The organism is Methanomassiliicoccaceae archaeon, from assembly GCA_034928305.1.
GTDB lineage: Archaea > Thermoplasmatota > Thermoplasmata > Methanomassiliicoccales > Methanomethylophilaceae > VadinCA11.
Genome location: JAYFOZ010000002.1, coordinates 497,221 through 523,433 on the forward strand (window position 1 = coordinate 497,221; position 26,213 = coordinate 523,433).

A 26,213-nucleotide genomic window follows, 5' to 3' on the forward strand; every position below is an offset into this window, starting at 1 on the left:
GAGATTCTAATTGCACGTCAAACATGTCGGGCCTCCGTAATCGTAGCTTTACCGTTTTTATATACAACTGTGTACTCGACTCCGTTTTCCGACACGATATGTATTTCACTATTCGATTCAATGGGAATTGAAAAAGAATCGACTCTTTCTGTTTTGACTAATTTGTCTTTAATGAGGGATTTACTAGTTAAACTGGGGTACAGTCTGTATACAAGTTTGATTATCTCATCTGTACTCAAATTACGTAAATTCGAATTCAATTCAGAACAAATGGAAAAAATACCTTTGTATTTTTTAGATGCAGCTTCAAGTATTTTTTCTCCTTCTAACGTCAATTTAGATCCTTTTGAAGATGATGAAACAGGTTTAATCAGGCCCCAATTTCTCAATTCAGTAAGAGAATCATCTAAGTTTTCTGAAAATGGACCAAAATGATTGGCATCAAAATCAAAATCATCATCAAGGTCAGAATCTGCAATTATCTTGTCTGCGAGAAATGCTAATTTATGGATACGTAGTGCGTGATCGATTTTATACTGACTCGAAGTGCCAATTAACATTATTGCAATAAGGGTAACATCCGAGTAATCATCGAGTTCCACATCCTCATCCATGCGGTTGTGATACATTTCAAATAAATATTACCTGTGGTAATTTTTTGTTTCATGTTATTTCAATGTTTGTATTTCTTAGAAGTTATTTTTCTATGGAAAAAATGTGCTGGATATTTATGATAATGAGATTTTCAAAATCACATTATTGTCATCGTTCATAATCATATGACACCTCATGACATTCACCCGATCTTTCGATCTCTATCGGAAAGGTCCGGGAGGAATATCAATGTTAGACCAATTGATTTCTGATCTGAGCTGCGTGACAGGCTATCTTGCCGTCGCATTGCTCGTTATCGGGATTGCAATCCTGGCGTATGGAATATTCTCCGGAACCATACTCTCCTTGGAGGTCGCGATCCCGGCGCTAGTGCTTCTGACCGCCGGTGTTCTTGTCACCTTCATCGCGACAGGTTACATCGTATTGGAATGGTGGCCGCTCGGCCTTTCGAACGGGGCCGCATGATGTCATACGAGATTAAACGCAGCAGGTTTCTTGCGTTGCCGATAATGGCGTTGATAGTTCTCTCGACAATGTTCGCCGTTGTCGTTCCCGACTCTTCGGATGCAGCGGGATTCGATGATTACGGCACAGCCGCCAATGTCAACATCGCTCCGGGTTACTCATGGACGTACACACCGTCGTATCCTTCCGATATCTCATCGTATGTGACAACGACGATTCAGACACAGGGAACATCCTACGGCACATCGGGAACCTGGGTAAGCATCACTTCGTCCGGTCTGACGACCGTAACTATCCCCACAACTGCGGCAGCAGGAACCGTTTATCATCTCGTCCTTAAAGCAACGATGAGTCAGCCTGTTTCTCAGACTGCTTATCAGCACATCACATTCACCGTCACAGCAGGATTGTCAGTTTCCGGAACGATAGACAACATCGTCAAGGGAACGCAGGTAGCATTGATGTATTTTCAGTATGCAGGTCTCATCAACAGGGAGGATTGCCGTAGAAGGCTTCTCAAGATGTGCAACGATGGCCAATGCACTGATAAGGACGGACGTATGAAATCTGATATCAGATGCGCTATAACGTATCTGGACATGAAAGAATACATAGAGAAGATTAATCGCGCGGAACCCCGTACTCTCTCACACTGATTGCGAGGTCGCGGTCTCCGCGCTGAACACTACAGTATCGCAGTGTCATATATAAGATGAGCAGTACCTACAATTAAGGAATTGTTTTGGACAGATATTAGAAAATGACGAATCTGTCCAAGGTTGATTTGTTGTGTCTTGAGTGCGTAATATCAGATATGAAGAGAAAAGGTTTGCTCGTTAGAACAGGAAGCACCCGCAATGGTCGCTGGATAGTGAAAAACGATCTATTCATATCTGTATTTTGAGAGGATAAATGAGAGGATAAAACCGATCATTCGTCTGCAGATTTCATCATCAACCCTCCACAAAGCGGACAAATCGATATCTGGCAGTTGTCGATGATCTTGTTGCATGAGGGGCAGAACATATTCCCTCTGGAATCGGGGAGAGCGTAAAAATCTTATCGAGCAACAGTCCGTTGCACTTGGGTATCGTCAACCCGTCTTCTTGATCCCGATCTCGAAGTACTCCGATAGGAAGAGTTCGATCTCGGTGTTGCGCACCCACCTCATATCTCCCAGATTCTGCGGGGTGCATTCAAGTGCCTTCGCGGTGAATCCGTAAGCTTCGTCGATGTGTTTCACATAGCTGAGTTCCGGAGATTCATACTTCCATTCGAATCCTATAGCGAACAGCTGATCATCGGAACGTACCGCCCTCTCGTGTGTCAGAGATTTGAAGAGTCTATCGAACAGTTCGGCGTACATGATGCATATGGCCTGACCCCTGTTGCCGGCATCGGTGTCGATATATTCTTTGCCAAGTCTTTCGCATCTGTTCCGGGAATCCTCGCAGAATCTCGTCATGTCCCTGCACATGGTACAGAGCACATCGGAATGTGCTTCGATATGGAACTCGATCTGTGAAAGATATATCGTCACAAGAAGGACATCGATGCCGTATTCGATGTACTTCATATCATCCGCATGCTTCATCGTCCTCGCGATGAGGTCTGGTATGAAGTCATATAGATCTGGGCCATGACGGCCATCTCCTCGATACCGGGGAGATCGATGTCCTCTGCGGATCTCCATGTCTTATGGGTGATGTAACATTCCATGGCATCGAGCACTCTGCCATAGTATGCGTCGAACTCCTCTTCCAGCACGAGTTCGAATCCGTCGCTCCACAGCATCATGGCAGCAGAGAAGTCCTCTTCGAGGACCGATACTCCGCGTTCGAACGCTTCGGTGTGATTATGCGACCTGTCGTATTCGACCTCGTTGACGAAACGTTCGAAGTTCTCTGCTATCTCCTTAGTGACCTTCGTTCCCTTCACATCCGTTCTATTATCTTCAAGATATTATTCATTTCATGACAATACGCGCGAGGCCCCCGGAATCGGGTGATTTTCAACCTGCTTACGTTAATATTGTTTAGGGAGATTGGGAAAATTGGGGGCTTTTTGGGGGCCTCGTCATTTTACAAAGTGTCGGATAAACCGAAAAAACAGCAGTTCTTTATAAGCTTCAAAGGTAATTGTATATAAAGATATGGAGCCACCTCAGAGATTCGAACTCTGGACCTGCTGATTACAAGTCAGCCGCACTACCGGGCTATGCAAAGGTGGCCTTGTCTTTCCGGACAGATATCTTGCTTTTAAGGGTTTCTGGTGGTTGGACGTAATCAGTAATCAATTATTTGTTTTCAACATCGAAAACGATGGTATAGGGATCAATAAATTGTTATAATTTTTTATCATACGGGAGGGCACATATCATACCGAAAGCGACACCTTTGATGGTAACTTGAGAATGGTCGATTCGCAGCTCCCCCGCATCATCGCGGAAATGCTGAAAATTTTCTACCTCGAGGGCATCTCGGATATATCGAAACAGGTTGGAATTTTAAATGAAAGAGATCCTCTGGAGTATGGCAAGAACACCGGACAACCGTTTTACTCCTACAAGGTAAAGAAATTCCTTACTTCCTCCGCCATTGGTATGAATCCGGGAAGTGTCTGGGATGGCATGGGTCAGGCTAACGGAGGATACATAGTCGTACGCGAGGATGGAGAAGTGCTGTGTTATCACCTTTACAACAGAAATGATTTTGAAGACTATCTTCTGAATAATACCAAGATGGATAAGGCATCCGTATCGCGTTACGGTTTCGGTTCGATCGAGAAAGATCTGTATGGAAAGTACACGATGAAGCTTAATCTTCAGGTCAGATTTAAATAAGTCAAAAATCAAGGTTTTATCCGTTACCGGATATGATTTCGGTCAACGAATGCAGATAAATGCATAACTGGGGAGCGGGAGCATCTATAAGCCGGCCGACGCATATTGTTGTCATTCCGCTTCTCTTATCTGATAAGACATACTGCACCGCGTGCATGACCGACATATTTAATACGGGTTATGTAATCGCGAAGGCGTTGCATTCCAACGTTACCGTTTGGTGATATAAAATGGCAGAAACTGACGCTAAACCCAAGGCAGAGAAGAAGACCGCTGACAAAGCACCCAAGGACAAGAAAGACGGAAAGAAGATCGTCAACCTGAGATATTGCGCATATTTCGCCGAGGACATGAAGCTCTTCGACACCACCGAGGAAGACAAGGCCAAAGAGGCCGGAGCCTTCGACGAGAAGTTCACTTACAAGCCGATGGTCTACATCACCGGTTCCAACATGCTCTTCCCCGCCCTCGAAAAGGCGATCGAAGACGCGGCGCCCGGAAAGGTCACGGAGATATCCATCCCCTGCGAAGAGGCCGCCGGCCCAAGAGACCCCAAGCTCATCGAGATGTACCGCGACAAGGAGTTCTACAAGCAGGAGATCAACCCGTACCCCGGGCTCAGGGTGACGCTCGGCGACCGCACCGGAACCGTTCTCACGGCCGCCGCCGGACGTGTCAAGGTGGATTTCAACAGCCCCCTCGCGGGACACGACCTGACCTACAGGTTCTCCGTATCGGACCCGATCGAAGACCCGACCGAGAAGGCTAAAGCGATCCTGGAGACCGAGTTCGGAACCTCCGAGGGATTCGAGTTCGATATCTCCAAGGACAAAGTTTCCGTGACGGTCTCCGACATGGCGAAGTTCAACCAGAACTGGACGATGGCCAGGTTCAAGATCGTCAGCGACATGAGGTCCGTCTTCGGCGTCGACAGGGTCGAGTTCGTCGAGGTATGGGCGTCCGCCAAGAAAGAGGACAAGGAAGAGAAGGAAGCTCCCGCAGAGGAGTGAACTTCTTTTCAAACCTCTTCTTAAATCATTTACTTTCTTTCGATCTTCGTTTCTCATCCTCATGCGCTCTCGGAACTGCGTTTTTCACGCTGGCTCCTTTTTCCCGCATCACAAAACTTATTAACCGCATCCATATATCGAGCCCTTACGGACGGGTGGCCTAGTCAGGATATGGCAGCAGCCTCCTAAGCTGCAGGCCGAGGGTTCGAATCCCTCCCCGTTCGCCACTTGTTATTGCCAGCGTTCTGAAATTGAAAATCAATTTTTCAGACCCAGGCATTTTTGGATCGGACCCGAGAGTTCGTCGAAATAAAGGGAGGATACCCTCCTTATGGTTCCGACATTATTTGGGGATGTCGTGTTCGGATGGGAGATAGAAGATCAAATTGAAATTAAGAGGTTTGGATCTTGCGAAAAATAATCATCCGCGCGATTATTTCGCAACCACCAGGTCGGTGTGCTCCCAGTAGATCTTCGCCATGCCGCCCGAAATGCCGCCGATCATAACCAATACATCGTTCGAGACGTAGTATGTGATCTCGATACCGGGACCGTCTTCGCATGTATATGCAAGGCACTTGACCCTTCCCAAGGAGGTGTCCACGTTCTCTATTCTGACATCGACCGCGCTGTCCCTGATACTTTCAGGTAAGAAAAGGACCGTCGCTTGGATCATCTCGTCGCGGGTCAGAGGCTCCTCCAATGAAGACCCGAATACCCGCACATCGTAGGTTACGGTACCGTCTCCCTCCGGGAGGTTGACCCCCTCGATCGCGAAAGTGTACATGTACATGATCTTGAACGAACAGGAGTCGCCCTCCTCTATATCTTCGGCATTCTTCAGACCGATCGCCGTGTTCGATTCGATCAGCAGATCCGACTTCTGCAAAGTATAGGTTGCTAATACCATACCGTTGACTAGCTGTTCGTCTCTGTATACTACGTTGTTATTTTTTCCGACGTAATAAACGTCCTCCAGGCCCTCCCCCATATCTTCGGTGTAAACTATGCAGTCCCTTTCGCCGAAGGGCGTGGATATACGTTCTTCGTCACCCGCCGTGGCATCGCTCTCCGTTTCATCGAAGACAATCCCGCCGATGATGTAATCGGTCAGGTCTTCGTATGTCTGGTCCGATGAATCGAGGCTCCCGTCCTCATAGACGTCGAATATCAGGTTTCCGCCGACCGTTCTGATGTTGGATATCTCCAACACGATGTCTAATTCCATCACTCTCGTATGCTCGTCTCCGACCTCGAAAAGGTCTTTGATCTCGATCTCCACCGTATCGTTTTCGTTCGGGGTGAAATAAATCCCTGCGCCGGCACCTACCAATGCTACGACCACTGCGAAGGCCAGAATAATGCCTGATTTCGACATATATATTGAAACCGTTTTTTATTATATATACACGTATTTTTCACTCGGCCGACCGGGCGGTACCTCAAGATGGGAGACGGCCCAACGGCCTGCGCAGGGCACCGGTCGTCGTGATACCAGGAGGCGTTCAATGGACGGTCCTCATCCCCTGTAGCATACTGACGCGGGATGGCCCCTTCATCGAGGCTAAGGCTTCAGCCTATGACGCGCTGTCCGTCCGCCTCCCATGGAAAATACATAAGATCTTCGATCTTCAATATCATATGCGCGACAGGAAAAGCACCCTGGCCTGCGTTTCATGATTTCGGTCTGAGTATTTGCAGCGTGCTTACGTCATGGGCCCCACCATGGTCATGCGTGATACGAACGTCAGGCCGGGATAGGAGACGGAATAATAAATGGGGGTTAAGAGGTTTCGATTTCGCGAATGATCGCGGCCCGCAAGATTATTTCACGATCACCAGGTCTGTGTGCTCCCAGTACATTTTCAGTGTGATGCCCAAAATGATGCCGGCGTTCTGTACCAACACATCTTTGGAAACATAGTACGTCATTTCTAAAACCGGAAAGACCGCGTTTTTGTAAACATCGCACTTTACTTTTCCCAAAGGCGTATCAATAATTTCTATTCCGGCGTCAATTAAGTCGTTTTCGAGGTCTCCGGAGAAGACAAGGCCTGCTTCTTCGATCACCTCGTCGCGGGTCAGAGGCTCCCCGTATGCTAATCCCGATATCCGCACATCGTATGTTACGGTACCGTCTCCCTCCGGGAGGTTGACCCCTTCGATAACGAGAGTGGACATATACGCGATCTTAAACGATACGGAATCGCCCTCTGCTATATCCTCGGCATTCTTCAGACCGATCGCCGTGTTCGATTCGACCATCAGACTCGACTTCTGCAGGATAATGGCCATGGTGACAACATCGTTCACCAGATGTTCCTGTCTGTAGACAACATCGTTATTTTTCCCGACGTAATAAACGTCCTCTGAGCCCTCTCCCAGATCTTCGGTGTAAACTATGCAGTCCCTTTCGCCGAAGGGCGTGGATATACGTTCTTCGTCACCCGCCGTGGCATCGCTCTCCGTTTCATCGAAGGCGATCTCGCCGAGGAGGACATCACTCAACTCTTCATATGTCACATCCGATATAACGGGGCCCCCGTTCGCAACGATGTCGAATCTCAGATCGCCGCCGACCGTCTTTACATCGGATATCCAGTATTCCGTGGTGCCTAGTTCCACCACCATCGTATGTTTATCTCCGACCTCGAAAAGGTCTTTGATCTCAATCTCCACCGTATCGTTCTCGTTCGGAGTAAAATAAACCCCGGCACCGGCGCCGATCAAAGCAATGGCCACGGCGGCCGCCATGAATATGCCTGTTTTTGACATGTTCAGCAATACCGGTTCTGGCTATATACATAGGCATTTTCGTTCTTCCTTTCAACTGATCGCGCGGTCGGTCCTTCTGTAGATCATCTCCTTCCGAATCGGCGCACATTCGGTGACGCTTACGGTTCTCCCAGGTCATCCGAGCCCGGCTGATGTTACACGGGGCCGGGCGAGGACCGGACCGTCCGGTAGCGAGTCGGGAGGTCCCTGACGAACGGGCTCGGTTGCTGAAGAAAGCAACTTTGGATCAGGATGTCCGTCACGTGGTCTGAAAACAACACTCGGCCACCTGCCGGCAACGTTGCGGCAGATGGACCGGTGTTCCAACGTCACCCGGACCGCGGTCCGAGGAAGCGGTATCGTATATCACGGGCGATCGTCAGACGCGGGGGTTAATAACCATCGTATCAATACCGGAATGTGAAAAACATATGGCATGACATCAGCCCGGACAGGATCTCCCCCGATGATTTCATCGTAGTGGTGGAGATACCCAAGGGCAGCAAGAACAAATACGAACTGGACAAGGAGACGGGCCTGATGATGCTCGACAGAGTTCTCTACACTTCTACGCATTATCCTGCCAACTACGGCTTCATCCCGAGGACTTTCGCCGACGACGGCGACCCGTTGGACGCACTGGTCCTGTGCTCCGAGCCCATCGCCCCCATGACGCTGGTCAGATGCTACCCCATAGGAGCTATAAAGATGATCGACAGCGGCGAGAACGACGAAAAGGTGATAGCGATACCTTTCGGGGACCCTATGTACAATTCTTTCAGGGACATATCCGAACTTCCGGAGCACATATTCAACGAGATGGCCCACTTCTTCACGGTCTACAAGACTCTGGAGAACAAAGAGACCGCCGTGGACGAGGTCATCGGGTCGGAAGACGTCAGGGCGATAATCGAGCACACCCTGGAGAGATACGATAAGCGTTTCTGCTGACCCCCCCGTCCCGGGCCGGCATGTCATAGTATAAAAGGAAGCAGGGTGTGCAAATACAGCTGGCCTCGCAGTAAGGATGTACGTTCCCGGGGTGGAGCGCATTCGGTATTTAATCATTATTAACGGTTCTTAAATCCGGTCATGGAAGAGCGTCATTTCCGGTCCGGAAACGCGCATATTTTTATTAAAATCTGCCATAAAAATACTGGCGAAATATCATTAATAACGGGCAAAAAAATCTTCGCAAAGATAACATGTCCCCGCTCCCAGCCATATCCGATAACAAAGGAAAATTCGCCGCCGCGGCCGCTCTGGCGTTCGCAGTTATATTGGTCTCGTCCTTCGCGGTTCTTTACGGGACCGATGAAGCATACGCGACATCTTACGACAACGTCACTGTAGGCGACCTTGTCTACTATCTTGACGACATGGGCGATTCCGACCCCGACAACAACACCGCCGCCGTGACCGGCGTGAGCGGTGCCGGTCTGCTGCTGTCCGAGATCTCGATCCCCGCCACGGTCACATACGAAAGCGTATCGTACAGCGTCACGGAGATAGGCTCCGATGCATTCTACGGATGCGCGTCCCTTACATCGATAACGATGCCCGGAAGCTTGACCGGCATAGGCAACTATGCGTTCGAAGGGTGCTCGTCCCTCACGTCCGTCACGATACCCGGCGGCGTGACGGCCATGGGGTACCGCGTGTTCGCGGGATGCACCTCGCTGTCCGAGATCGTCGTCGAAGATTCCAATACCGTTTTCAGTAGCGACGAGGGCATCCTTTACTCGGAGGACGGCGAATGGCTGCTGATCTGCCCGTCAGGGAAGACGGGGGCCGTCACGGTGCCCGAAGGGGTCGAGAATATATCCGGGGGGGCGTTCGACGCCTGCATGTCAGTCACGTCGGTCACGATGCCCGACAGCCTGACGTCGATCGGATACGGGGCCTTCTACGGCTGCGTATCTCTGGCGTCCGTCACAATTCCCGAAAACGTTACGTCCATCGACGGCTACGCCTTTTTCGAATGCTTTTCCCTCAGGACCGTCACAATACCCGCCGGTGTCGCATCGATACAGCCGGACTCGTTCCGCGAATGCGTGAGCCTGATAAGCATAACCGTCGACGAAGACAATTCCAATTACAAGTCTGTCGACGGGGTCGTCTATTCGAAGGACGGCACGCAGCTGGTCTGCTGTCCCGCCGGCAAGACCGGAGCTTTCTCCGTACCCGACGGCGTGACAGGCATAGGGGACGAAGCGTTCTACTTCTGCATGTTCGTCACGTCCGTGACGATACCCGACAGCGTTACGTCGATAGGAGACGATGCGTTCGAGCTCTGCGTGTCCCTCACGTCCGTGACGATACCCGACAGCGTGACAGGCATAGGGGAAGATGCGTTCAAAGGATGCAGGTCCCTGAAGTCGGTGACGATACCCGACAGCGTCACGACAATAGGGGAATACGCGTTTGAAGACTGCACGTCCCTCACGTCCGTGACGATACCGGGCAGCGTGACCACGATCGAAGAAGGCCTGTTCTACTATTGCGTCTCCCTCGGATCTGTGACAATTTCCGAAGGCGTGACGGTCATAGGCGACGAGGCCTTCCGTCACTGCGCATCTCTAACGTCCGTCACTATTCCGGAAAGCGTGACACTGATAGGCGATTATGCTTTCCAGGACTGCTCTTCGCTCACGTCTTTCACCATACCCTCGGGCGTGGTCCTGATCGAGTACGGGACGTTCAAGGGTTGCACGTCCCTCGCGTCCGTGGCCATTCCCGACGGCGTCACGGTCATAATGGACTATGCGTTCGACGGATGCTCTTCGCTCACGTCGGTGACGATACCCGACGGCGTCACGACCATCGAGTACGGCACGTTCCGCGGATGCACCTCCCTCGCGTCGGTCACGATACCGGCCGGCGTCACGACGGTAAGGACCAGCGCTTTCGACGGCTGCACCTCCCTCGCGGCATTCGACGTAGACGATTCGAACTCCGATTACAAGAGCATGGACGGGATACTGTACACCAAGGACGGAACGGAACTGATAAGGTGCCCCCAGGCCAAGACCGGAGCGGTGGAAGTGCCGAGCGGAGTGTATTTCTTATCTCCCGAATCCTTTTCGGGATGCAGGAACATCACGTCGGTGAGCATCGGCGAAGGTCTGCAGGACATGAACAACTACGTGTTCTACGGCTGCACCTCCCTGGTCTCCGTCGACGTGCCAGCAAGCGTAGTTTTCATCGGATACGACGTGTTCTCGGGATGCACCTCTCTGACGGACATAAACGTCGACGAAGCGAACACGATATACATGAGCTCCGACGGCGTGCTCTACAATGATAGCGGAACCATACTGATGCAGTGCCCCGCCGGCAAGACCGGCGAGTTATCGGTGCCTGACGGGGTCACCAGGATATACTACCACTCGTTCAACGGATGCTCCTCCCTCACGTCGGTGACGATGCCCGACAGCGTCACGACGATCGAATACGAGGCGTTCGTCGGTTGCTCCTCCCTCACGTCGGTGACGATGCCCGACGGGGTATCCAGCATATCCGACGGCGCATTCCGCGACTGCACGTCCCTCGGGTCGGTGACGATACCGGAAAGCGTGACCGAGATAAACAATGATGTGTTCTTAGGATGCACATCCCTGACGTACGTCACTATCCATGACGATGTAACGGACATAAGGGAATATGCCTTTGGCGGATGCACATCCCTATCATCTATCAATATACCCGAGAGCGTCACGTACATCAATAACTGCGCCTTCGAGGAATGTACTTCCCTGTCCGCCATAAACGTGGACGAGGGGAACAACACATTCAGGAGCATAGACGGACTGCTTTATTCCAAGGACGGCAGAAACCTCATCCTCTGCCCGGCGGGCAAGACGGGCGAGGTGACGATATCCGATGTCGTCACACAGATCGACGATGACGCCTTCGAAGAGTGCCAGTACGTTACGGCCATAAACGTGGACGAGGAGAACAACACGTTCAGGAGCATAGACGGACTGCTGTATCTGAAGAACGGTAAGGAACTTCTGATATGCCCCGCCGGCAAGGCTGGCGAGGTGAACATACTCCAGGGCGTCAACCACATACGCAACGGATTCAACGGCTGTGCGTCGATTACTTCCGTGACGATACCCGACAGCGTGTTCGACATCAACGGGTCTTTCAACGAATGCACGTCTCTGACCTCCGTGACGATACCCGACAGCACATTCATGGTGCTATTCTCGTTCAACGGCTGCGATTCGCTGAGGTCGGTCACGATGTCCGGAGAGCTCATGATCGTCGGAGAGTCCTTCGGCGGCTGCGGTTCACTGAAATCTCTGACAATATCGGACAGGACCGGATTCGCCTACGACTGCTTCACGGAAGGAACATCGCTCGACTCGGTGACCGTGCAGGGCCGGTCCGATCCGGAGATCATCGATTACGAGGCGTTGCTGATGAGCATGCCGGGCATAATCACTTTCACTGTCGATAGCGCGTCGACCGTAGAGCTGGACAAGATCGCGGGCTCCGAGACGGTGAACAAGATGATCTTCACCTCCGTCTCTGTCAATTCGGACATGGAAGGGCTGACATTCAAGGACTCCTCCGGCATGGTGATATCCGATTCCTCTTCTCTTGCCGGGAAGACCTTCGTAGTGGACCCGGATGACCGCACGGTATGGAACCAGGTATCATCTCCCGCTCAGGGCAACGAAGACCTCGTTTTATACGGAGGAATAATCGCGGCTGTTATCGCCATTGTCGGAGCCCTAGCGATATTTCTGGTCAGGAGGCATTGAGGCCGGAAAAATCTCTCCGGAACGGATCGCCCCCGTCGTGGCAACTCGGCGGGGGCGGATATTTATCTGCATATTACAGAGGATTTTCTAATCAACGCAAAAACATGCGTTTCTGAGATATGGGCCGGCCCCTAAACGGGAGTATATGAGTCGACGGGCCGATCGAGGCCGATAATATGGTATGTCATGAACGGCCAGGAAATCGCGCCGTCGATTAGTCCGGCCTTCGTAAAAGATTTGTATTGCCGATATCGGCCTAAGAAACGATTAATTAGAGAGAAGCGCGTATTCGACCCGTGAGGAAATGGAACTGAGGGAGATCGTATCGGCACGCAGGTCATATTACTATTTGGGACGTGGCGTGGAAGCAAGCGACGAAGATATAGTCAGTGCTATAGAAGACGCGGTCAAATATACGCCATCAGCTTATAATTCACAGAGCCAGCGCGTCGCTGTCATGCTCGGTTCGGAGCACGAGGAGCTATGGGGGATAGTAGAGGCGGCCCTCAGGAAGAAAATCGGGGACCAGCGTTATCAAGGATCCACCGAGGAGAAGATCTCACGCTTCAGGTCTGCTTATGGAACCGTGCTGTTTTTCGATAACATGACAAGGACATGCGAGATGGGCGACAGTCATCCTTCCAATGTGGGAAATTTCCCCGTTTGGGCGCAGCAGTCATCCGGAATGCTCCAGTATGTTGTCTGGACCATCCTGGAGGACATGGGGCTCGGAGCATCGGTCCAGCATTACAATCCGCTGATCGACAAGCAAATCAGGGAGAGATGGAGCCTGCCGTCGGATTGGAAGCTGATCGCACAGATGCCTTTCGGGAGCATCGAGTCCCCTGCAGAAGAAAAGACCTTCGAACCTATCGGGGAGAGGTTGAAGGTTTTCAAAGGCAGGGAATAAACGGAAAAGATGATCGGGGCTGGGCACTGGAGTAATCGCACTTAAACTTTTTTCAATGAGCCCGCCATTCGGCAGGTTGGCTTATTTATGGACACATACTTTTTTACCGGCCGAAGCCCCAGTCCTTGGATTATCATAGCATCCAGCCGCCCAAATGAGCAAACGGCTTCGCAATGAAAAGAGCCAGGTGTTTTATTCAAAATAATATTTAAATTCGTGTCCTTAACGTACCTTCAATATGCTTTAAGTACAGTTAATTCACTATTATATCAAAACACTTATTGTGTTTGGGGGGAAGACATTGAACTTGAAAGTAATAATCGCGGTTCTGATCGCGGTCACCATGGTAGTGCCATGTGCCGCGGCAATGGAATCTACAACTGCTGGTGCGGTGGAAGAACCATCAGGTCTGGCTTTGGGCGATGCCTGGGGAATCGAGTACTCGGGCGACAAAGACGATCTGATCGAACTACTGCTTGACGGCGAAGAAGTACCTGCGGAATATCTGGAGATGTACAACGCAATCCACAGTTCCATAGAAAAAGCAAATATGGACGCAGCACTGATAATCGAGGTTATCCGTGCCGATGAAAGCGGATACACTATCTCAGTCGACGGCGGGATTCTCATCGAGGTATCCGTCGAATTCGATGACGAAATCGAAATCGGCGATGGAACGTATGGTTTGAATGCCGATGCATCCTTGAAGGCTGTCATCGTTTTCCAGGGCCTGGTAAACCTTGATGCGGAATACAATATAACGAGCGTCGACGTAACGATAGATGCTTACATAGATGCGAAATTGACGACGAACTTCAGTATAATGAATTATATTGAACTTATGAACGATGAAACGGGAGAGATAGGACCCGCATACGTCTTCACCGAAACCGACAACACTTCGGAACTGATGGCGGGCGCGTCCATCGGATACAGCATGTACTCTGCCGGCGAATCGGGAGTTACCACCATCGAAGACCTTGGAGATGTGGCATATGTGCTCACTCTTGACGGTAAGCACTCTGTGAATGCCTCGGTGTTCGCCAACATCGATGGGGAAATAGCCGAGGCGCTTATCTATATGATGCCCGAGGATTCCGATTATGGGGACTTCATAATCGACGAAGATACGATCCAGGCCAGCATGACAATGGGTGACACTGTTATGACGGACATGGAGATCTCGTTGGACGCTGAACAAAATGGTGTAGAGAATGAAGACGGAACGTTCGAGTACGCTTTCGATATCGAAGGCCTGCACCTTGGAACTGAGACCCTGTTGCCATCAGATCTGCCTTACTTCGAAACCCTTGCTGACGTAGACGTAGACCCGGAATTCGAGTACTACCTCGACAGCACGGAGAAGAGTGAAGTACGTGGCACTTTCAACAAGATACTGTCCGCCTACAACGGATCCGCGTCTGATCTGAAGTTCACTGTCACGTACGTTGTCGACGAAGTCGAGACGACCCAGACGGTAGGTTTCAACAAATTTGTAAACCCTCCGGCGGTTCCGGACAAGACAGTCGGAGAAAACACCATGAAGTGCGTGGGATGGATGACAGAGGACGGCCTTGAGTGGAATGCCGGTTGGGGAGTGAAGGGAGACCTCACTCTGTATCCGGTGTACGCCGAGGAGTTCACGAACGTAAGTGATCTGATCGCATACATGAAGTCGGACCCGACCGTGCCCGCATACGGGTACATCAGAATCGACGGCGTTGCAGATCTTGCTGATTTCCTCGGTTCTGGAAATTTCGAGTTCAACGGAACAATGTATGTTGATGTATACGACGACGACGGCAAATACCTCTTCTCGTGGACGATATACAACGACGGAACGCCACTTGATCCCAGCACGGTAATGGACCTGAACATAGCCGGAGGAGAACTTACCGACGAAGAGTTGGAAAAGTTGTCCGAAAGTCTGATTTCCGGAGAGACCAGCTTCATGTACATCGACTTCGCGGCATCCGGACTGATGCCCGGCAAGACCACGGTGACCTATAACGTCGGCGATAAGTTCGCAGACGGAACGGTCCTTCAGATCTACTACGTCATAACCGACGGAGACGGCAACATCATAGGCCTCGAGCCTGTAAGGAATGCTACTGTCGTAGACGGAAAGGTGACCTTCGATCTCGACCACTGCTCGAGCTACGTGCTCTCTGCAATATCGGTGCCGGACTCAGAAGATGACAACACGATGCTCTACATCGGAATAGCGGTCGCTGCGATTATCATAATCGCCGTGGCAGCTGTACTGTTGCTGCGTCGCAGCAGGTCAGGAAGCGCTTAAACCCTAAAAACCGGGGCTCAGGCCCCGGTATCATCTTTATTTTCGATTTTACAGATTTTTCTTATCAATCCTCGGTACAGCTCGTACTCCCTGTTGGCTTTCCGGTGCAGGGAGTTCACCTAGATCTTTATGTCATAGGCCCTCTTCTTGCATTCTTCCGCTTCCTTTTCCAGATTTATGCGTTCCGACTCGGCGCGTTTTTCTCTTACGCGCATTCCTTTCGCAGCCTGAGAATGCATATGGATCTGGTTCCTTTCGTTGCTGAGGTCCAGTGCATCCCTGCTCTTCCTGTCGTCATGGCGTGATTTCCAGGAGTTCGCCTTTTCTTCCGAATTGGCGGCCTCCCGTGCGCATTCGTCTCTCATCTTTATCGAGTTAGATGATCTGGAGGCTAGATTCTTGCCCCTTTTTACGAGTGCAGAGTGTTCTTTCATGAGGCGATCGGCTTCTTTTGAAAGATCGTCGGCGGATGCTCTGTGCCTATCCGCTTCTTTTTTCAGGTCTGCAAGCTCGTCCATGGTCCAAGATAACAATATCGGATTTAACTTTGACCGGGAAATGGTTTATCTGAAATAGCATATACGGGCCACATGACAGACGATAGCTACAAAAGGTGCAAATCGTGCCGCTTCTGCATTCATTCCGACAGTATCTGGAAATGTCATTTCACAGGAATGGACAGTGGCCCCGAAGGAACATGTGCCAGATATAGGCCTGGGATATGCGAGAGCTGCAATTACTACAGTATAACGGACGGAAAGGAATTCTGCAATGCCACTTCGAGGGAGACCATATGTTTCGATGTATGTTCCCTCTATGAGCCGGACTTCAGGTCAGGATGAACGGTTACGCTCCTTATGGCTGTCCATAAGGTCTTTTACGCCGGTCTTGGCGGAGCTTCTTCCGGTGACAACGTTCTTCGCAGACTCGGGAATGCCGTGCATGACTATATTGTCGGTCACTCCCACAGAGGACCTCATACTCTTTCTCACGAACGAGTAGGAAGTCTGAAGGTCCGTTATCACGGAGTTCATCATGTCCGTGATCTCATAAAGATTCTCATTGACGAAAGAGTTGCGATTTGTGTAAGTGTTCGAGCACCGGCACTCTATATTTTCATATTCCGTTCCCCGTTTCTCCATAAAATCAGAGTAACGTGCCAGGAAAGGATTGTACGTATTGTCCATATAGTCTTTGTCGAGGTCGTCGACGGCATCCATAAGATATACGATGGAAGTCAGATTGACAAAAAGTTCTCGGAGGTGCCTATCTGATGGATTTCCTGCTATATCCTCTAAAGATTTTGAAAGTGCCAGACCGAACTCCGACCCCATCCGTACAGGGTCCGTGCAACCATCCAGCTCCATCTGTCGCAATCTCGTGTATCCTTCCCCTACTGTCCCGTCGTATTCAGGATAAAGCGATTCCGCCTTTCTGATGGCACGGTTAAGTGCCAGAGATATGAACTTATTCCTTTTTGAGGGCTTGTCGTAAGTATCGTCGACGAGTTCCCACTTGGTAAGAAGAATCGTATATCCGGCCATTTTCCTCATCACGTCGGACTCCGCATACGGCCCGCGAAAAACGCATGCGGGACCGTTCTTAGTGGGAATGAAGTCGAGCACGTCTCCGGAGAGCGAGTTCAATAGGACCGTGTTGAAAGTCATGTCGTAGTTCACGGCAGCGGTGGAGAAAAGACCGAAACCGCGCCTCAGCTCGTGGCACGTTTCGCAGTAATATCTGCGGTAATCTGCCAGGTCAGGTGCCGACATGCGGCTGTAGAGAGGCGTGGTGTATCCCAACATATTCCATCAGCCTTAGAAGGGTCAAACCTTTAATATATTCGTACGAGGTTCGAGAGCAACATTCCCGATACATTATATCGGTTGGTGAAAATCATGTCAAGTGCCTCTAAATCCGAGAATAAGGTCGCGAACGAAGCGGCAAAGGCAGAGAAAGCAGCTGTCGATTCCAAGCCAGAAGGTAAAAAAAACTCCTCCGGTGAATGCAAGGGCGACGGCGCAAGGGCCATGATGGCCAACAAGCTCTACATGCGCCAGCTCCCCGACGTTCTTCCCGAGGACTACAACGAAGCCATGACGGAGAAAGCACACCACGGGAACAAACCGTGCTACGATTGCTGCACCGAGAAGGGCTGTTGCAGCCCCGGATGCACTGTATGCCTCATAGCGGCCGCCGCATGCTGCTGCCTGCTCTGCTGCTACACGACCGATGGATTCAACGGTGTATGGACCTATTGGCCCAACTGATCCCGATCCGGACGGTTTGAAACGGTGATGCCGTGAAACCGTATATTGCGATACTCATAAAGCCTACCTTGGAGTGCAACCGTTCTTGCCGCCACTGTTACCACCTCCCCGAGGAGAGGAATTCCGGTAACATTTCGTTCCAGACTCTGGAGAAGATCTTCAAGCTGGCTTCCGAAGAGTACCAGTCGGTTTGGTTCATCTGGCACGGCGGAGATCCCCTGCTTATGCCGTTCTCTTTCTATCGCAGGGCGTTAGATTTTCAGGACAAGTATTTTGGAAAGGATTCACATAGGGTCGGCAATACGATCCAGACAAACGGGATCAACATCGACCGCAGGCTTCTGAGGCTATGCGAGGACAGGAGCATCAATGTCGGGATTTCTTATGAGGGTCCGTATAACGACATTCTGAGGAACATGACCGCGGAGACCGGAAGGTCCATAGAGGTCATGCAGAAACACGGTTCCAAGTTCTCTGTCAGTTGCACGTTATCGACAGAAACAGCAGACAAGCAACCGGAAATTTACCGTTACTTCAGGGACTTGGGGATCGCCCCGTCCTTCTCTCCAGTGTTGCCGAAGGGATGCGCGGCCGTAGACCCGTCTATGATACCGGATACCGACGTATATATCAAAGGCTGCATCGATGCGTTCGACGAGTGGCTGTTCGACAAGGACGCCGAGGTCCCCCTTCTCCCGTATTATCTGTATGTTTTGAACGCCTTGGGCAAACCGGCGTTCGCCGACTGCCCCCACACATCTTGCATGGGCAGGTGGCTGTGCGTCTATCCCAACGGGGACCTGTATCCATGCGCCAAAGGCTGCCCTTCCAAATACCGTATGGGCAACGTGAGCGAGATCGAATCCATATCGGATGTATTTTCCACCGACGGTTTCGCCGACATCCTCGAAGGTACAGTAGCCCGGAGGAACGAGTGTTCTTCATGCGAGATATACCGTTACTGCGCCGGAGGCTGCAGCATCGATGCCGAATGCGAGACCGGTATCGAGAAGAACGGCGGACCTTCGTGCAAGATCTTCAAGGCGGTATTCCTTCACGTAAAGGAAGAGGTCGACAGGATACTCTCGGAGAGGCCCGACATGTCCCAGTATAACATGTTCGTTCGCGATGCCGTGCTGGGCAAGCTCATCAACCCCGGAATAGTGAACTTCTGAAGCTTATTTCTTCTCGGAGCCTATCTGAGATATATCGTACGGTGTTACCTGATAGACGTAATAGTTCAGCCAGTTGGTCATGAAAAGTGTTGCGTGACCCCTCCATCTCATGACCGGGTCGTTACGCGGATCGTCGTCCGGGAAATAATTCTCGGGAATGTTCGGTCCTATACCCTTTTTCAGATCCCTTTCGTATTCGTATGCCAGCGTCCCGCGGTCGTATTCCATGTGCCCCGTGACGAACACCTGTCCGGCCGCCTCCGAGATAACGACCGATACGCCCGCCTCGGCCGAAGACGCAATGATGTGAAGATGCGGGTTCTTGACTATGTCATCGGCCCGGACCTCCGTGTAACGGGAGTGCGGCATATTGTATACGTCGTCGAACCCGTTGAAAAGGCGCTCGCCATTGGTCATAACTTTGACAGGAAATATTCCGGACAGTTTCGATTTCAGAGGATGTTTCGGAATGCCGTAAAGATGGTACAGGCCAGCCTGGGCGCCCCAGCAGATGAAGAGGGTGGATACCACGTGGTCCTTTGTCCACTCCATGATCTCGCACAGCTCGTCCCAGTAGTCCACATCTTCGAATGCAAGGTTCTCCACCGGCGCACCCGTTATGATCATTCCGTCGAACTTTCTGTCTTTTATGTCGTCGAACCTGGTGTAGAAGCGGTCCAGGTACTCCTGGGATATGTTCTTCGACTCGTGGGTCGCCGCCTGCAGCAGATTTATGTTGACCTGCAGAGGGCTGTTGCTCAGAAGACGCAGTATCTGCGTTTCCGTCTCGACCTTGGTGGGCATCAGGTTCATGATGAGGATATCCAGAGGCCTTATGTCCTGTGACACCGCACGCTTTTCGGTCATTACAAAAACGTTCTCCGACTCCAGGGTGGAGGCGGCTGGCAGGTCGTCGGGGATTTTTATCGGCAATTCAATACCTTCCGTAGATGCCCGTACTGAGGTATTTTTCCCCACCGTCGGGTAAGATTGCAAGTAGCTTCCTACCTTTATTAGCTTTGCCGAATTCCAGCATGGCCGCGACGGCCGCACCGGAGGAAATCCCTGCAAAGATGCCCTCTTCCCTTGCCAGTCTGACGGCCGTCCTTTCCGCGTCCTCGGTCGAAACCCTGACGACTTTCCATATCATGTCGATGTCGAGGCAGCCCGGGACGAAATTCGCCCCTATGCCCTGGATGCCGTGCGGCCCCGCCGCTCCTTCGGTCAGGAGGGGGCTCTCTTCAGGCTCCACTCCTATCACCTTTGCATCCGAGCCCGCATCGGCGAAAGCCTGAGCAATTCCCGTTGCGGTCCCTGCGGTACCTATGCCGGAGAAAACGAAATCCACATCGGGAAGGTCCCTGAGGATCTCTTTTCCCGTGCCGACCCTGTGAGCCAAAGTATTGGCGGGGTTATCGAACTGTCCGGGAACGAACGCGCTCCTTTCTTTGGCGATCTCGCGCGCTCTGTCGACCGCCCCCCTCATGCCCTCGGCCCCGGGAGTGAGGACGATATCGGCGCCGTATGCCCTCATATACGCCATGCGTTCCTCGGACATCGTGTCCGGAATGACTATCACCGTACGATATCCCTTGGCCGCGGCCACCATGCAGAGGGCGATGCCCGTGTTGCCCGAAGTCGGTTCTACGATGGTTCCGCCCTCTTTAAGAAATCCCTTGGCTTCGGCGTCCGCTATCATAGATGCCGCCGCCCTGTCCTTTACGGACCCTCCGGGGTTGCCGCGTTCCATCTTAACATAGATGTGCGATTTATCCGGGGCCATCTTCCTCAGCCTTATAATGGGCGTCTCGCCGATGCATTCGAGAACGCTGTCATATACTGTCATAATGTCTCACCGCACCTACTATCGGCAACTTAATGTTTTTCAGAACTCCACGCCGCGACGTGCCGGAATTCCTTTGTCGAAAGGGTGCTTTATAAGGACCATCTCGGTCACCAGGTCGGCATAATCTTTGATCTTGTCCGGTGCGCCTCTCCCGGTCAGGACCACTTCCGTAAAGGGGGCCCTTTTGTCCAACACATCGATGACCTCTTCGGGCTTAAGAAGCTCCCACGACATCGCTACGTTTATCTCGTCGGCGATTACCAGATCGTACTTACCGGAGGAGAGGATATCCGAAAGACGGTCAAGCGCCTCGTGTGCCAGGCGTATATCTTCGGGACGTGTTACATCCGAACACATATGGTCAAGGCCCATGGACAGGATCTCGAATCCTTCAAACCTTTTCGCGGCCAGCTGCTCGCCGTATTCCTCCGATGGCTTCAGGAACTGGATCATTATCGCTTTGAGGCCGCAACCGGCCGCCCTGAAGGCCAGCCCCAGGGCGGCCGTGGTCTTTCCCTTCCCGTTACCGGTATAAACGTGTACAAGGCCCAGTTCGTCTTTCTTGCAGCAGTTTTTCACGTCCATGTTTGCAGTATCGGCGTCTCCGAATTAATAATACCGCACCGGCAATGGTTAAAATAAACGCCGAACAATCGACAGGGCAATGGAGGAGATGTCGAAGGCGCAGAAGAGGACGTTGCTAATTGCATCATGCATAGCATCGGCGATAACTCCTCTTACGGGCACGATGATGAATCTGAGCCTTGTGAGCATCGGTCTGACCTTCGGCGTCGGTGCGCATGCACTCGCTTACGTCAACACGGCGTTCCTGCTTTCTTCGGCGGTGTTCATGGTGCCGATCGCGAAGATCGCCGACATATACGGGAGGAGGAAGCTTTTCATATTCGGCCTCATCCTTTTCACGATCGCATCCATAGTTGCGTATTTCTCCGTGTCTTTCGAGATGCTGCTGATATTGAGAGCAGTAATGGGACTGGCGACCGCGGCCATAGCCGGAACTGCGATATCGATGCTTACCGATGCTTTCGGCCCGTCCGAAAGGGGGGCCGCTATCGGACTGAATACCGCAAGCGTCTACTTGGGGGCGGCAATGGGGCCGGTCGTCGGAGGAATCATAAACGACGCTCTGGGTTGGAGGTCCGTCTTCCTGGTCACGATACCTCTGGCGATAATCTCATCCTTCACAATATTGAGTGTGAGAAGTAACAACGAAATGCATCACGGCAAGACCTTCGACCTTACGGGAACGGTCCTGTGCTCCCTGGCAATAACGCTGACGATGATAGGCCTGATAAACATGCCCCGCCTCCTGTCCGCAGTTTCGATGATCGTGGGATTGCTACTGCTGTGGGCTTTCGTGAAATACGAGAAGCGCGTCGAGGAACCTGTTCTCGATGTCCGCATATTTTCGAACAAGACCTTCTCCCGGTCCTGCCTGGCCTCGTTCATGATGAACTCAGCGAACTATGCCGTGTCGTTCTTCGTTGCGATCTATCTTCAGACCATCGGCGCCCTCACGTCCTCCGAAGCGGGAATCGTAATGCTCTCCCAGCCCCTCGTACAGGCAGCCCTCACCGCTTATTTCGGAAAACTGTACGACAGGATGGAAGACAAGAGACTTCTGCCGACGGTCGGCGTGGCCGTGAGCGGGATAGGTATAATTCTCATAATGGCGCTGTCGATAGACCTAAACCTCCAATTGGTGATCGCGGCACTGTTATTCTTCGGACTGGGCAACGCGATCTTCAATGCCCCCAACACCACGGCGATAATGTCTTCCGTCTCCCCCGTCGACCGCGGCGCGGCATCGGCCATGGTTGCCGTCGTAAGACAGACGGGCATGATGGCGTCCATGGGGATAGCGATGTTCGCAATAGCCGTCATAATGGGGGGACTCGACACATTGGGCCCGAGCACATATGGAAATTTCGTCATGGTGATACGTATTTCCTTCTTTGTATCGGCCGTGATGTGCCTGTTCGCCATGTTGGTTTCATGGTTCAGAGGAGCCCCGCCCGAGAGAAGAGCCAGCATAACGCGAAAAGTTAATTGAGCCTAACTCGGATAACCTTGGCAAACCCCTATATACCCGCTTTCCGCTAAACGATTTATGGCCGACATGATCTCTGGTTCCAGAGAGAACTTCCGCTTCCAGGTAGTGGTAGTCACAGTCGGTACAATCCTGATGGTCACAAAGTTCGTGGCGTATTTCATGACGAATTCGGTGGCCATTTTCACCGATGCGATGGAGAGCATCGTAAACGTCATCGCAGGGCTCGTAGGCCTTTATGCGTTGTTCATTTCACCCAAGCCCCCTGATAAGGACCACCCTTTCGGGCACGGGCGCGTGGAGGTCGTATCTGCGGCCTTCGAAGGACTGATGATCCTCGGAGCAGGCCTGATAATCATATTCTCGGCAGTGGAGTCGCTGTACAATCCAGAGCCTTTACAGCAGATGGATTACGGTCTGATAATAATATTCATTGCTGCCCTGGTCAATCTGGCAATGGGAAGGACCGCGATAAAGATAGCCAGAAAGAACCGTTCCCAGGCTTTGGAGGCGAGCGGCAAGCATCTTTGCACCGATACACTGGACTCCATGGGAATAATAGCGGGCCTGGTCGTCGTGGTCGTCGGCATGCATTACGGCTATAACGTCGCCTGGCTGGACCCGGTGATGGCCATCCTCTTCGGTGCTTTCATAATGACCACGGGCGCAAGGGTCCTGAAAGGATGCATCGACACCGTCATGGAACGCGCGGAGGAGGAGACAGTCAACACGATCGTGGAATGCCTGCGCGAACACAGGCATGACGACTGGGTGGACATCCACGCCCTCAGAGTGATGAAGTTCGGCACCAGGTACGTGGTGGAGCTCCATGCCACATTCCCGAGGAACATGACCGTCGGACAGATAGACGACGAGACAAACGAGCTCGAAGAATGTATAATGGAAAAGTTCGGGGACTGCGTCGAGCTGACCGTCAAGTCCGAACCCTGCCGGGACTTTTCATGCAGGATATGCAATAGGGACTGCGATATCCGCGATTCGAAATTCGTCAGGATAATCGAGTGGGACGAAGACAATATGGTGGCTAAAAAACAGCATTCGCCAAATGATGAATGATTTATACGGGCCGGCCGATTACGCCCCATGATTTTCAAGAAGGACGTTCCCAAAGAGATATCTGCGGTCAAATTGTCCAAGTGGTACGACGCCCTGGACGAGAGGGAGAAGATCAGGCTCTCCAGATACGTGGGGGGCGCGGACACTTCTTCCAAGGCGGCCGTCCTCAAAGACATGATGTCGAAGGCGAACGCGGAAGGTAACAACTCCGCCACTATCACTTTGGGAGAGTTTGCGGAAACCCAGAAATTCACTGCCATGGAGCGTTTCCAACTTAGAGAAGAGTATATACTGGCACTTTTTGAGAAAGAGGATTATGCCAAGGCAAAGGAGATGTGCCTCTTAAACCTCGGACTCGTTCCCGACATCCTCCCGAACATACTTGGAAAAGACGGTCAGGTACCCGAGAACATATCTTGTCGCAACAGGCTCATCGATATAATGGTCGGAGTGGAGAACGACTATGACGGCGCCACGGAGATGCTGGAGAAGTTCAACAGCATGGGCATACTTTCCGATGAGGACCTGGTCTTCAGAAAGCAGAGCCTCAAGGTCCGCAGGCTGCAGATAACTTTCGATTCGATATATTCGTACAAGTTCACCGAATGAAGCTCTTCCAGGCGTACATAGGGATCACATCTATCGCCGGCTCTTCGTAGGGGTGGACGCTGATTATCGATTCTATGACGGATTTCAGGTCGTCTTCCCTTGCGGCGAATTCGACTCTGATCTCGTCGGCAGTTGTCAACTTGCCCGTTTCACCGTTGTAAGGATCGGAACCCTGAAGCGGTCTCCAGATGCCGGTGACCTTTGTCAGGGAGAAAACCATGTCGTAGCCCGGATATACCTGGGTCATCGAAGAGTTGATCTTCTCGGTAAGATCTTTTAAAAATTCTTCGGGAATGTTGACGGCTATTTTGAAGATACGGTCCATGGTACATGACAGGTTCCGAAAGATAAAACAATATCATCTTATGGATACATCGGCACAATAAGGGGCCCTACGCGTCAGTGGATTATTTTGATCACATCGGATGGAGGCTGAGATACCATCCAATCTATGTTGTTCAATCTTTTTTCCATTCCTTTATTCATCTTCCTGGCGTTCAGGTTGAGATAGGATGTGCTCAGCCATGTTGCAATAAAGCATGCAGGCGGTACCACATAGGCGAAACCAGAGATTATGCCCGTAGCTTTTTTCAATCTGGTAAGGCTGTTTATTTTCTTTACCAGTGGTTTTTCGTCATCGTCCGGAAGGCGGTGTATCATCGAGCGGTACATCATTTTCTGTCCTCCCCAGACAACTTCCGCGCTCCACTGGAGCACTCCGAAGACAGGGGTCGGTCGCCCTGCCGCAGACGTTTTCTTCTGAAGGACGGCCTTTCTGAAATCGTCGGCCGTGTTCCCTTCGAACTCCGTCCAATTGTAACCTACGGTGTGTACGGAATGGCCGTCGCTACCCGAAATCGCCGCCCATCTGCCGGGATACTTGTCCATCACCGCGCCTGCGAATGCGTTGGAATATGAATCTACATGCCCGCCGTTCAGAACCTCGAACCCATCGAGGTCCAGGGAGAATATTTTTTCCTGGAGCCCTGCAACGTGGAAACTGAAAGGATGGGGCGCCATCGTCAGCCCGCCCTGAGACCTTATGATATCCACGGTCTCTTCGACTGATAAGTTGTCGGGAATACGTTCGTTAAGAAAAAGACCTATGATCTCTCCGTCGGCCGTCGTAACTTCCTCTCCGACGACCACTTCTATGTCATCGTATTTTCTTGCGTATTCCTGCGCCTTGAAAGCACCCACGGTTTCATCGTGGTCTGTGATGCAGAGAACATCCATTCCGTTCTTCCTGGCACGTTCGACCTGGTCTGCGGGGGCCGACACGGATTCAGGGAATTTCATGACGCCCAGTCTTGCGATGCCGGAATATTCTGTGTGCACGTGGGTGTCTGCTTTTCCCATCTCGGGCATGATGTAACCGCAATATCACCTGCATATAAGAGGTAATCGGAACATGCATTGCAGGCGGATCACAGATCGTTGCGATGGACAGGCTTATAGATATATTCGTATTCGGCCG

26 protein-coding genes and 2 tRNA genes are annotated in these 26,213 nt (G+C 51.5%); 15 read left to right on the plus strand and 13 right to left on the minus strand.

The window, feature by feature from the left end; all coding sequences use genetic code 11:
- Positions 1-17: 17 nt before the first annotated feature.
- Positions 18-614 (minus strand): hypothetical protein, encoded by a 597-nt coding sequence (locus VB016_04380; GenBank protein MEA4977769.1) that lies wholly within the window; start codon positions 612-614, stop codon positions 18-20.
- A 229-nt stretch (positions 615-843) separates the two neighbouring features.
- On the opposite strand from VB016_04380, the gene VB016_04385 reads away from it, so the two are divergent.
- Positions 844-1,080: a hypothetical protein gene (locus tag VB016_04385; GenBank protein ID MEA4977770.1), complete on the plus strand. Its 237-nt coding sequence runs from the start codon at positions 844-846 to the stop codon at positions 1,078-1,080.
- On the plus strand, positions 1,080-1,736 hold the full coding sequence (locus VB016_04390; protein ID MEA4977771.1) for a hypothetical protein: 657 nt from the start codon (positions 1,080-1,082) through the stop codon (positions 1,734-1,736). Before VB016_04385 ends, VB016_04390 begins: the two co-directional genes overlap by 1 nt.
- 437 nt (positions 1,737-2,173) lie before the next feature.
- On the opposite strand, the gene VB016_04395 is transcribed toward VB016_04390, so the two are convergent.
- From VB016_04395 to VB016_04405, 3 genes are all read right to left on the minus strand, one after another.
- Positions 2,174-2,674, minus strand: a complete 501-nt coding sequence (locus VB016_04395) for a hypothetical protein (GenBank protein ID MEA4977772.1) — start codon at positions 2,672-2,674, stop codon at positions 2,174-2,176.
- A complete protein-coding gene (locus VB016_04400) occupies positions 2,671-3,018 on the minus strand; it encodes a hypothetical protein (GenBank protein MEA4977773.1) in 348 nt (115 codons plus the stop codon). Before VB016_04400 ends, VB016_04395 begins: the two co-directional genes overlap by 4 nt.
- Positions 3,019-3,233: 215 nt before the next feature.
- A tRNA-Thr gene (locus VB016_04405) sits at positions 3,234-3,310 on the minus strand.
- Positions 3,311-3,439: 129 nt separating this feature from the next.
- On the opposite strand from VB016_04405, the gene VB016_04410 reads away from it, so the two are divergent.
- From VB016_04410 to VB016_04420, 3 genes are all read left to right on the plus strand, one after another.
- Positions 3,440-3,922: an HpaII family restriction endonuclease gene (locus VB016_04410; GenBank protein MEA4977774.1), complete on the plus strand. Its 483-nt coding sequence runs from the start codon at positions 3,440-3,442 to the stop codon at positions 3,920-3,922.
- A gap of 230 nt (positions 3,923-4,152) precedes the next feature.
- A complete protein-coding gene (locus VB016_04415; protein MEA4977775.1) occupies positions 4,153-4,932 on the plus strand; it encodes a peptidylprolyl isomerase in 780 nt (259 codons plus the stop codon).
- A gap of 149 nt (positions 4,933-5,081) precedes the next feature.
- A tRNA-Arg gene (locus VB016_04420) sits at positions 5,082-5,159 on the plus strand.
- A gap of 206 nt (positions 5,160-5,365) precedes the next feature.
- On the opposite strand, the gene VB016_04425 is transcribed toward VB016_04420, so the two are convergent.
- Together VB016_04425 and VB016_04430 are read right to left on the minus strand one after the other, a co-directional pair.
- Entirely contained in the window at positions 5,366-6,310 is a 945-nt protein-coding gene (locus tag VB016_04425; protein MEA4977776.1) for a hypothetical protein, read from the minus strand.
- A gap of 446 nt (positions 6,311-6,756) precedes the next feature.
- Positions 6,757-7,707 (minus strand): hypothetical protein, encoded by a 951-nt coding sequence (locus VB016_04430; GenBank protein ID MEA4977777.1) that lies wholly within the window; start codon positions 7,705-7,707, stop codon positions 6,757-6,759.
- Between the two features lie 420 nt (positions 7,708-8,127).
- Between VB016_04430 and VB016_04435 the strand changes: the two genes are divergently transcribed.
- From VB016_04435 to VB016_04450, 4 genes are all read left to right on the plus strand, one after another.
- Positions 8,128-8,658, plus strand: coding sequence for an inorganic diphosphatase (locus VB016_04435; protein MEA4977778.1), 531 nt, complete (start codon positions 8,128-8,130; stop codon positions 8,656-8,658).
- A 254-nt stretch (positions 8,659-8,912) separates the two neighbouring features.
- Positions 8,913-12,479, plus strand: coding sequence for a leucine-rich repeat domain-containing protein (locus VB016_04440; protein ID MEA4977779.1), 3,567 nt, complete (start codon positions 8,913-8,915; stop codon positions 12,477-12,479).
- Between the two features lie 304 nt (positions 12,480-12,783).
- Positions 12,784-13,389 carry a nitroreductase family protein gene (locus tag VB016_04445; GenBank protein MEA4977780.1) on the plus strand — a complete coding sequence of 202 codons (606 nt, stop codon included), beginning with the start codon at positions 12,784-12,786 and terminating at the stop codon, positions 13,387-13,389.
- A 301-nt stretch (positions 13,390-13,690) separates the two neighbouring features.
- A complete protein-coding gene (locus VB016_04450) occupies positions 13,691-15,688 on the plus strand; it encodes a hypothetical protein (GenBank protein MEA4977781.1) in 1,998 nt (665 codons plus the stop codon).
- Positions 15,689-15,807: 119 nt separating this feature from the next.
- Here VB016_04450 and VB016_04455 read toward each other — a convergent pair whose 3' ends face one another.
- Positions 15,808-16,206: a hypothetical protein gene (locus VB016_04455; GenBank protein MEA4977782.1), complete on the minus strand. Its 399-nt coding sequence runs from the start codon at positions 16,204-16,206 to the stop codon at positions 15,808-15,810.
- Between the two features lie 72 nt (positions 16,207-16,278).
- On the opposite strand from VB016_04455, the gene VB016_04460 reads away from it, so the two are divergent.
- Positions 16,279-16,530 (plus strand): hypothetical protein, encoded by a 252-nt coding sequence (locus VB016_04460; GenBank protein ID MEA4977783.1) that lies wholly within the window; start codon positions 16,279-16,281, stop codon positions 16,528-16,530.
- Here VB016_04460 and VB016_04465 read toward each other — a convergent pair.
- Positions 16,522-17,493 (minus strand): DUF5685 family protein, encoded by a 972-nt coding sequence (locus VB016_04465; protein ID MEA4977784.1) that lies wholly within the window; start codon positions 17,491-17,493, stop codon positions 16,522-16,524. The genes VB016_04460 and VB016_04465 overlap by 9 nt on opposite strands.
- 93 nt (positions 17,494-17,586) lie before the next feature.
- Between VB016_04465 and VB016_04470 the strand changes: the two genes are divergently transcribed.
- On the plus strand, positions 17,587-17,958 hold the full coding sequence (locus VB016_04470) for a hypothetical protein (protein ID MEA4977785.1): 372 nt from the start codon (positions 17,587-17,589) through the stop codon (positions 17,956-17,958).
- A 32-nt stretch (positions 17,959-17,990) separates the two neighbouring features.
- Positions 17,991-19,133: a radical SAM protein gene (locus VB016_04475; protein MEA4977786.1), complete on the plus strand. Its 1,143-nt coding sequence runs from the start codon at positions 17,991-17,993 to the stop codon at positions 19,131-19,133.
- 3 nt (positions 19,134-19,136) lie between these two features.
- Here VB016_04475 and metA read toward each other — a convergent pair whose 3' ends face one another.
- The 3 genes from metA to cobO are packed head-to-tail and all read right to left on the minus strand — an operon-like array spanning position 19,137 to position 21,564.
- The gene (gene metA, locus VB016_04480) at positions 19,137-20,066 is read right to left on the minus strand and encodes a homoserine O-succinyltransferase (GenBank protein MEA4977787.1); all 930 of its coding nucleotides are present in this window, start codon (positions 20,064-20,066) and stop codon (positions 19,137-19,139) included.
- Position 20,067: 1 nt separating this feature from the next.
- Complete coding sequence (cysK, locus tag VB016_04485) at positions 20,068-20,979, minus strand: cysteine synthase A (GenBank protein MEA4977788.1); 912 nt, start codon at positions 20,977-20,979, stop codon at positions 20,068-20,070.
- A 39-nt stretch (positions 20,980-21,018) separates the two neighbouring features.
- Positions 21,019-21,564: a cob(I)yrinic acid a,c-diamide adenosyltransferase gene (gene cobO, locus VB016_04490; protein MEA4977789.1), complete on the minus strand. Its 546-nt coding sequence runs from the start codon at positions 21,562-21,564 to the stop codon at positions 21,019-21,021.
- Between the two features lie 79 nt (positions 21,565-21,643).
- On the opposite strand from cobO, the gene VB016_04495 reads away from it, so the two are divergent.
- From VB016_04495 to VB016_04505, 3 genes are read left to right on the plus strand one after another with little or no spacing between them, the layout of a single operon-like run.
- Positions 21,644-23,053: an MFS transporter gene (locus tag VB016_04495; protein ID MEA4977790.1), complete on the plus strand. Its 1,410-nt coding sequence runs from the start codon at positions 21,644-21,646 to the stop codon at positions 23,051-23,053.
- A gap of 57 nt (positions 23,054-23,110) precedes the next feature.
- On the plus strand, positions 23,111-24,127 hold the full coding sequence (locus tag VB016_04500) for a cation diffusion facilitator family transporter (protein MEA4977791.1): 1,017 nt from the start codon (positions 23,111-23,113) through the stop codon (positions 24,125-24,127).
- A gap of 27 nt (positions 24,128-24,154) precedes the next feature.
- Complete coding sequence (locus VB016_04505) at positions 24,155-24,736, plus strand: hypothetical protein (GenBank protein MEA4977792.1); 582 nt, start codon at positions 24,155-24,157, stop codon at positions 24,734-24,736.
- Here the strand turns inward: VB016_04505 and VB016_04510 are convergent.
- Positions 24,726-25,061, minus strand: coding sequence for a hypothetical protein (locus VB016_04510; GenBank protein MEA4977793.1), 336 nt, complete (start codon positions 25,059-25,061; stop codon positions 24,726-24,728). The two genes, VB016_04505 and VB016_04510, sit on opposite strands and share 11 nt — an antisense overlap.
- Positions 25,062-25,135: 74 nt before the next feature.
- On the minus strand, positions 25,136-26,104 hold the full coding sequence (locus VB016_04515; GenBank protein MEA4977794.1) for a PHP domain-containing protein: 969 nt from the start codon (positions 26,102-26,104) through the stop codon (positions 25,136-25,138).
- Positions 26,105-26,213: the final 109 nt, after the last annotated feature.

Bases quoted from the DNA above. Each gene is read 5' to 3' on its own strand.
- VB016_04380 (MEA4977769.1), bottom strand. From the start codon at position 614: ATGGATGAGGATGTGGAACTCGATGATTACTCGGATGTTACCCTTATT.
- VB016_04385 (MEA4977770.1), top strand. From the start codon at position 844: ATGTTAGACCAATTGATTTCTGATCTGAGCTGCGTGACAGGCTATCTT.
- VB016_04390 (MEA4977771.1), top strand. From the start codon at position 1,080: ATGTCATACGAGATTAAACGCAGCAGGTTTCTTGCGTTGCCGATAATG.
- VB016_04395 (MEA4977772.1), bottom strand. From the start codon at position 2,674: ATGAAGCATGCGGATGATATGAAGTACATCGAATACGGCATCGATGTC.
- VB016_04415 (MEA4977775.1), top strand. From the start codon at position 4,153: ATGGCAGAAACTGACGCTAAACCCAAGGCAGAGAAGAAGACCGCTGAC.
- VB016_04425 (MEA4977776.1), bottom strand. From the start codon at position 6,310: ATGTCGAAATCAGGCATTATTCTGGCCTTCGCAGTGGTCGTAGCATTG.
- VB016_04430 (MEA4977777.1), bottom strand. From the start codon at position 7,707: ATGTCAAAAACAGGCATATTCATGGCGGCCGCCGTGGCCATTGCTTTG.
- VB016_04440 (MEA4977779.1), top strand. From the start codon at position 8,913: ATGTCCCCGCTCCCAGCCATATCCGATAACAAAGGAAAATTCGCCGCC.
- VB016_04445 (MEA4977780.1), top strand. From the start codon at position 12,784: ATGGAACTGAGGGAGATCGTATCGGCACGCAGGTCATATTACTATTTG.
- VB016_04455 (MEA4977782.1), bottom strand. From the start codon at position 16,206: ATGGACGAGCTTGCAGACCTGAAAAAAGAAGCGGATAGGCACAGAGCA.
- VB016_04460 (MEA4977783.1), top strand. From the start codon at position 16,279: ATGACAGACGATAGCTACAAAAGGTGCAAATCGTGCCGCTTCTGCATT.
- VB016_04465 (MEA4977784.1), bottom strand. From the start codon at position 17,493: ATGTTGGGATACACCACGCCTCTCTACAGCCGCATGTCGGCACCTGAC.
- VB016_04470 (MEA4977785.1), top strand. From the start codon at position 17,587: ATGTCAAGTGCCTCTAAATCCGAGAATAAGGTCGCGAACGAAGCGGCA.
- cysK (MEA4977788.1), bottom strand. From the start codon at position 20,979: ATGACAGTATATGACAGCGTTCTCGAATGCATCGGCGAGACGCCCATT.
- cobO (MEA4977789.1), bottom strand. From the start codon at position 21,564: ATGGACGTGAAAAACTGCTGCAAGAAAGACGAACTGGGCCTTGTACAC.
- VB016_04495 (MEA4977790.1), top strand. From the start codon at position 21,644: ATGGAGGAGATGTCGAAGGCGCAGAAGAGGACGTTGCTAATTGCATCA.
- VB016_04500 (MEA4977791.1), top strand. From the start codon at position 23,111: ATGGCCGACATGATCTCTGGTTCCAGAGAGAACTTCCGCTTCCAGGTA.
- VB016_04505 (MEA4977792.1), top strand. From the start codon at position 24,155: ATGATTTTCAAGAAGGACGTTCCCAAAGAGATATCTGCGGTCAAATTG.
- VB016_04510 (MEA4977793.1), bottom strand. From the start codon at position 25,061: ATGGACCGTATCTTCAAAATAGCCGTCAACATTCCCGAAGAATTTTTA.
- VB016_04515 (MEA4977794.1), bottom strand. From the start codon at position 26,104: ATGCCCGAGATGGGAAAAGCAGACACCCACGTGCACACAGAATATTCC.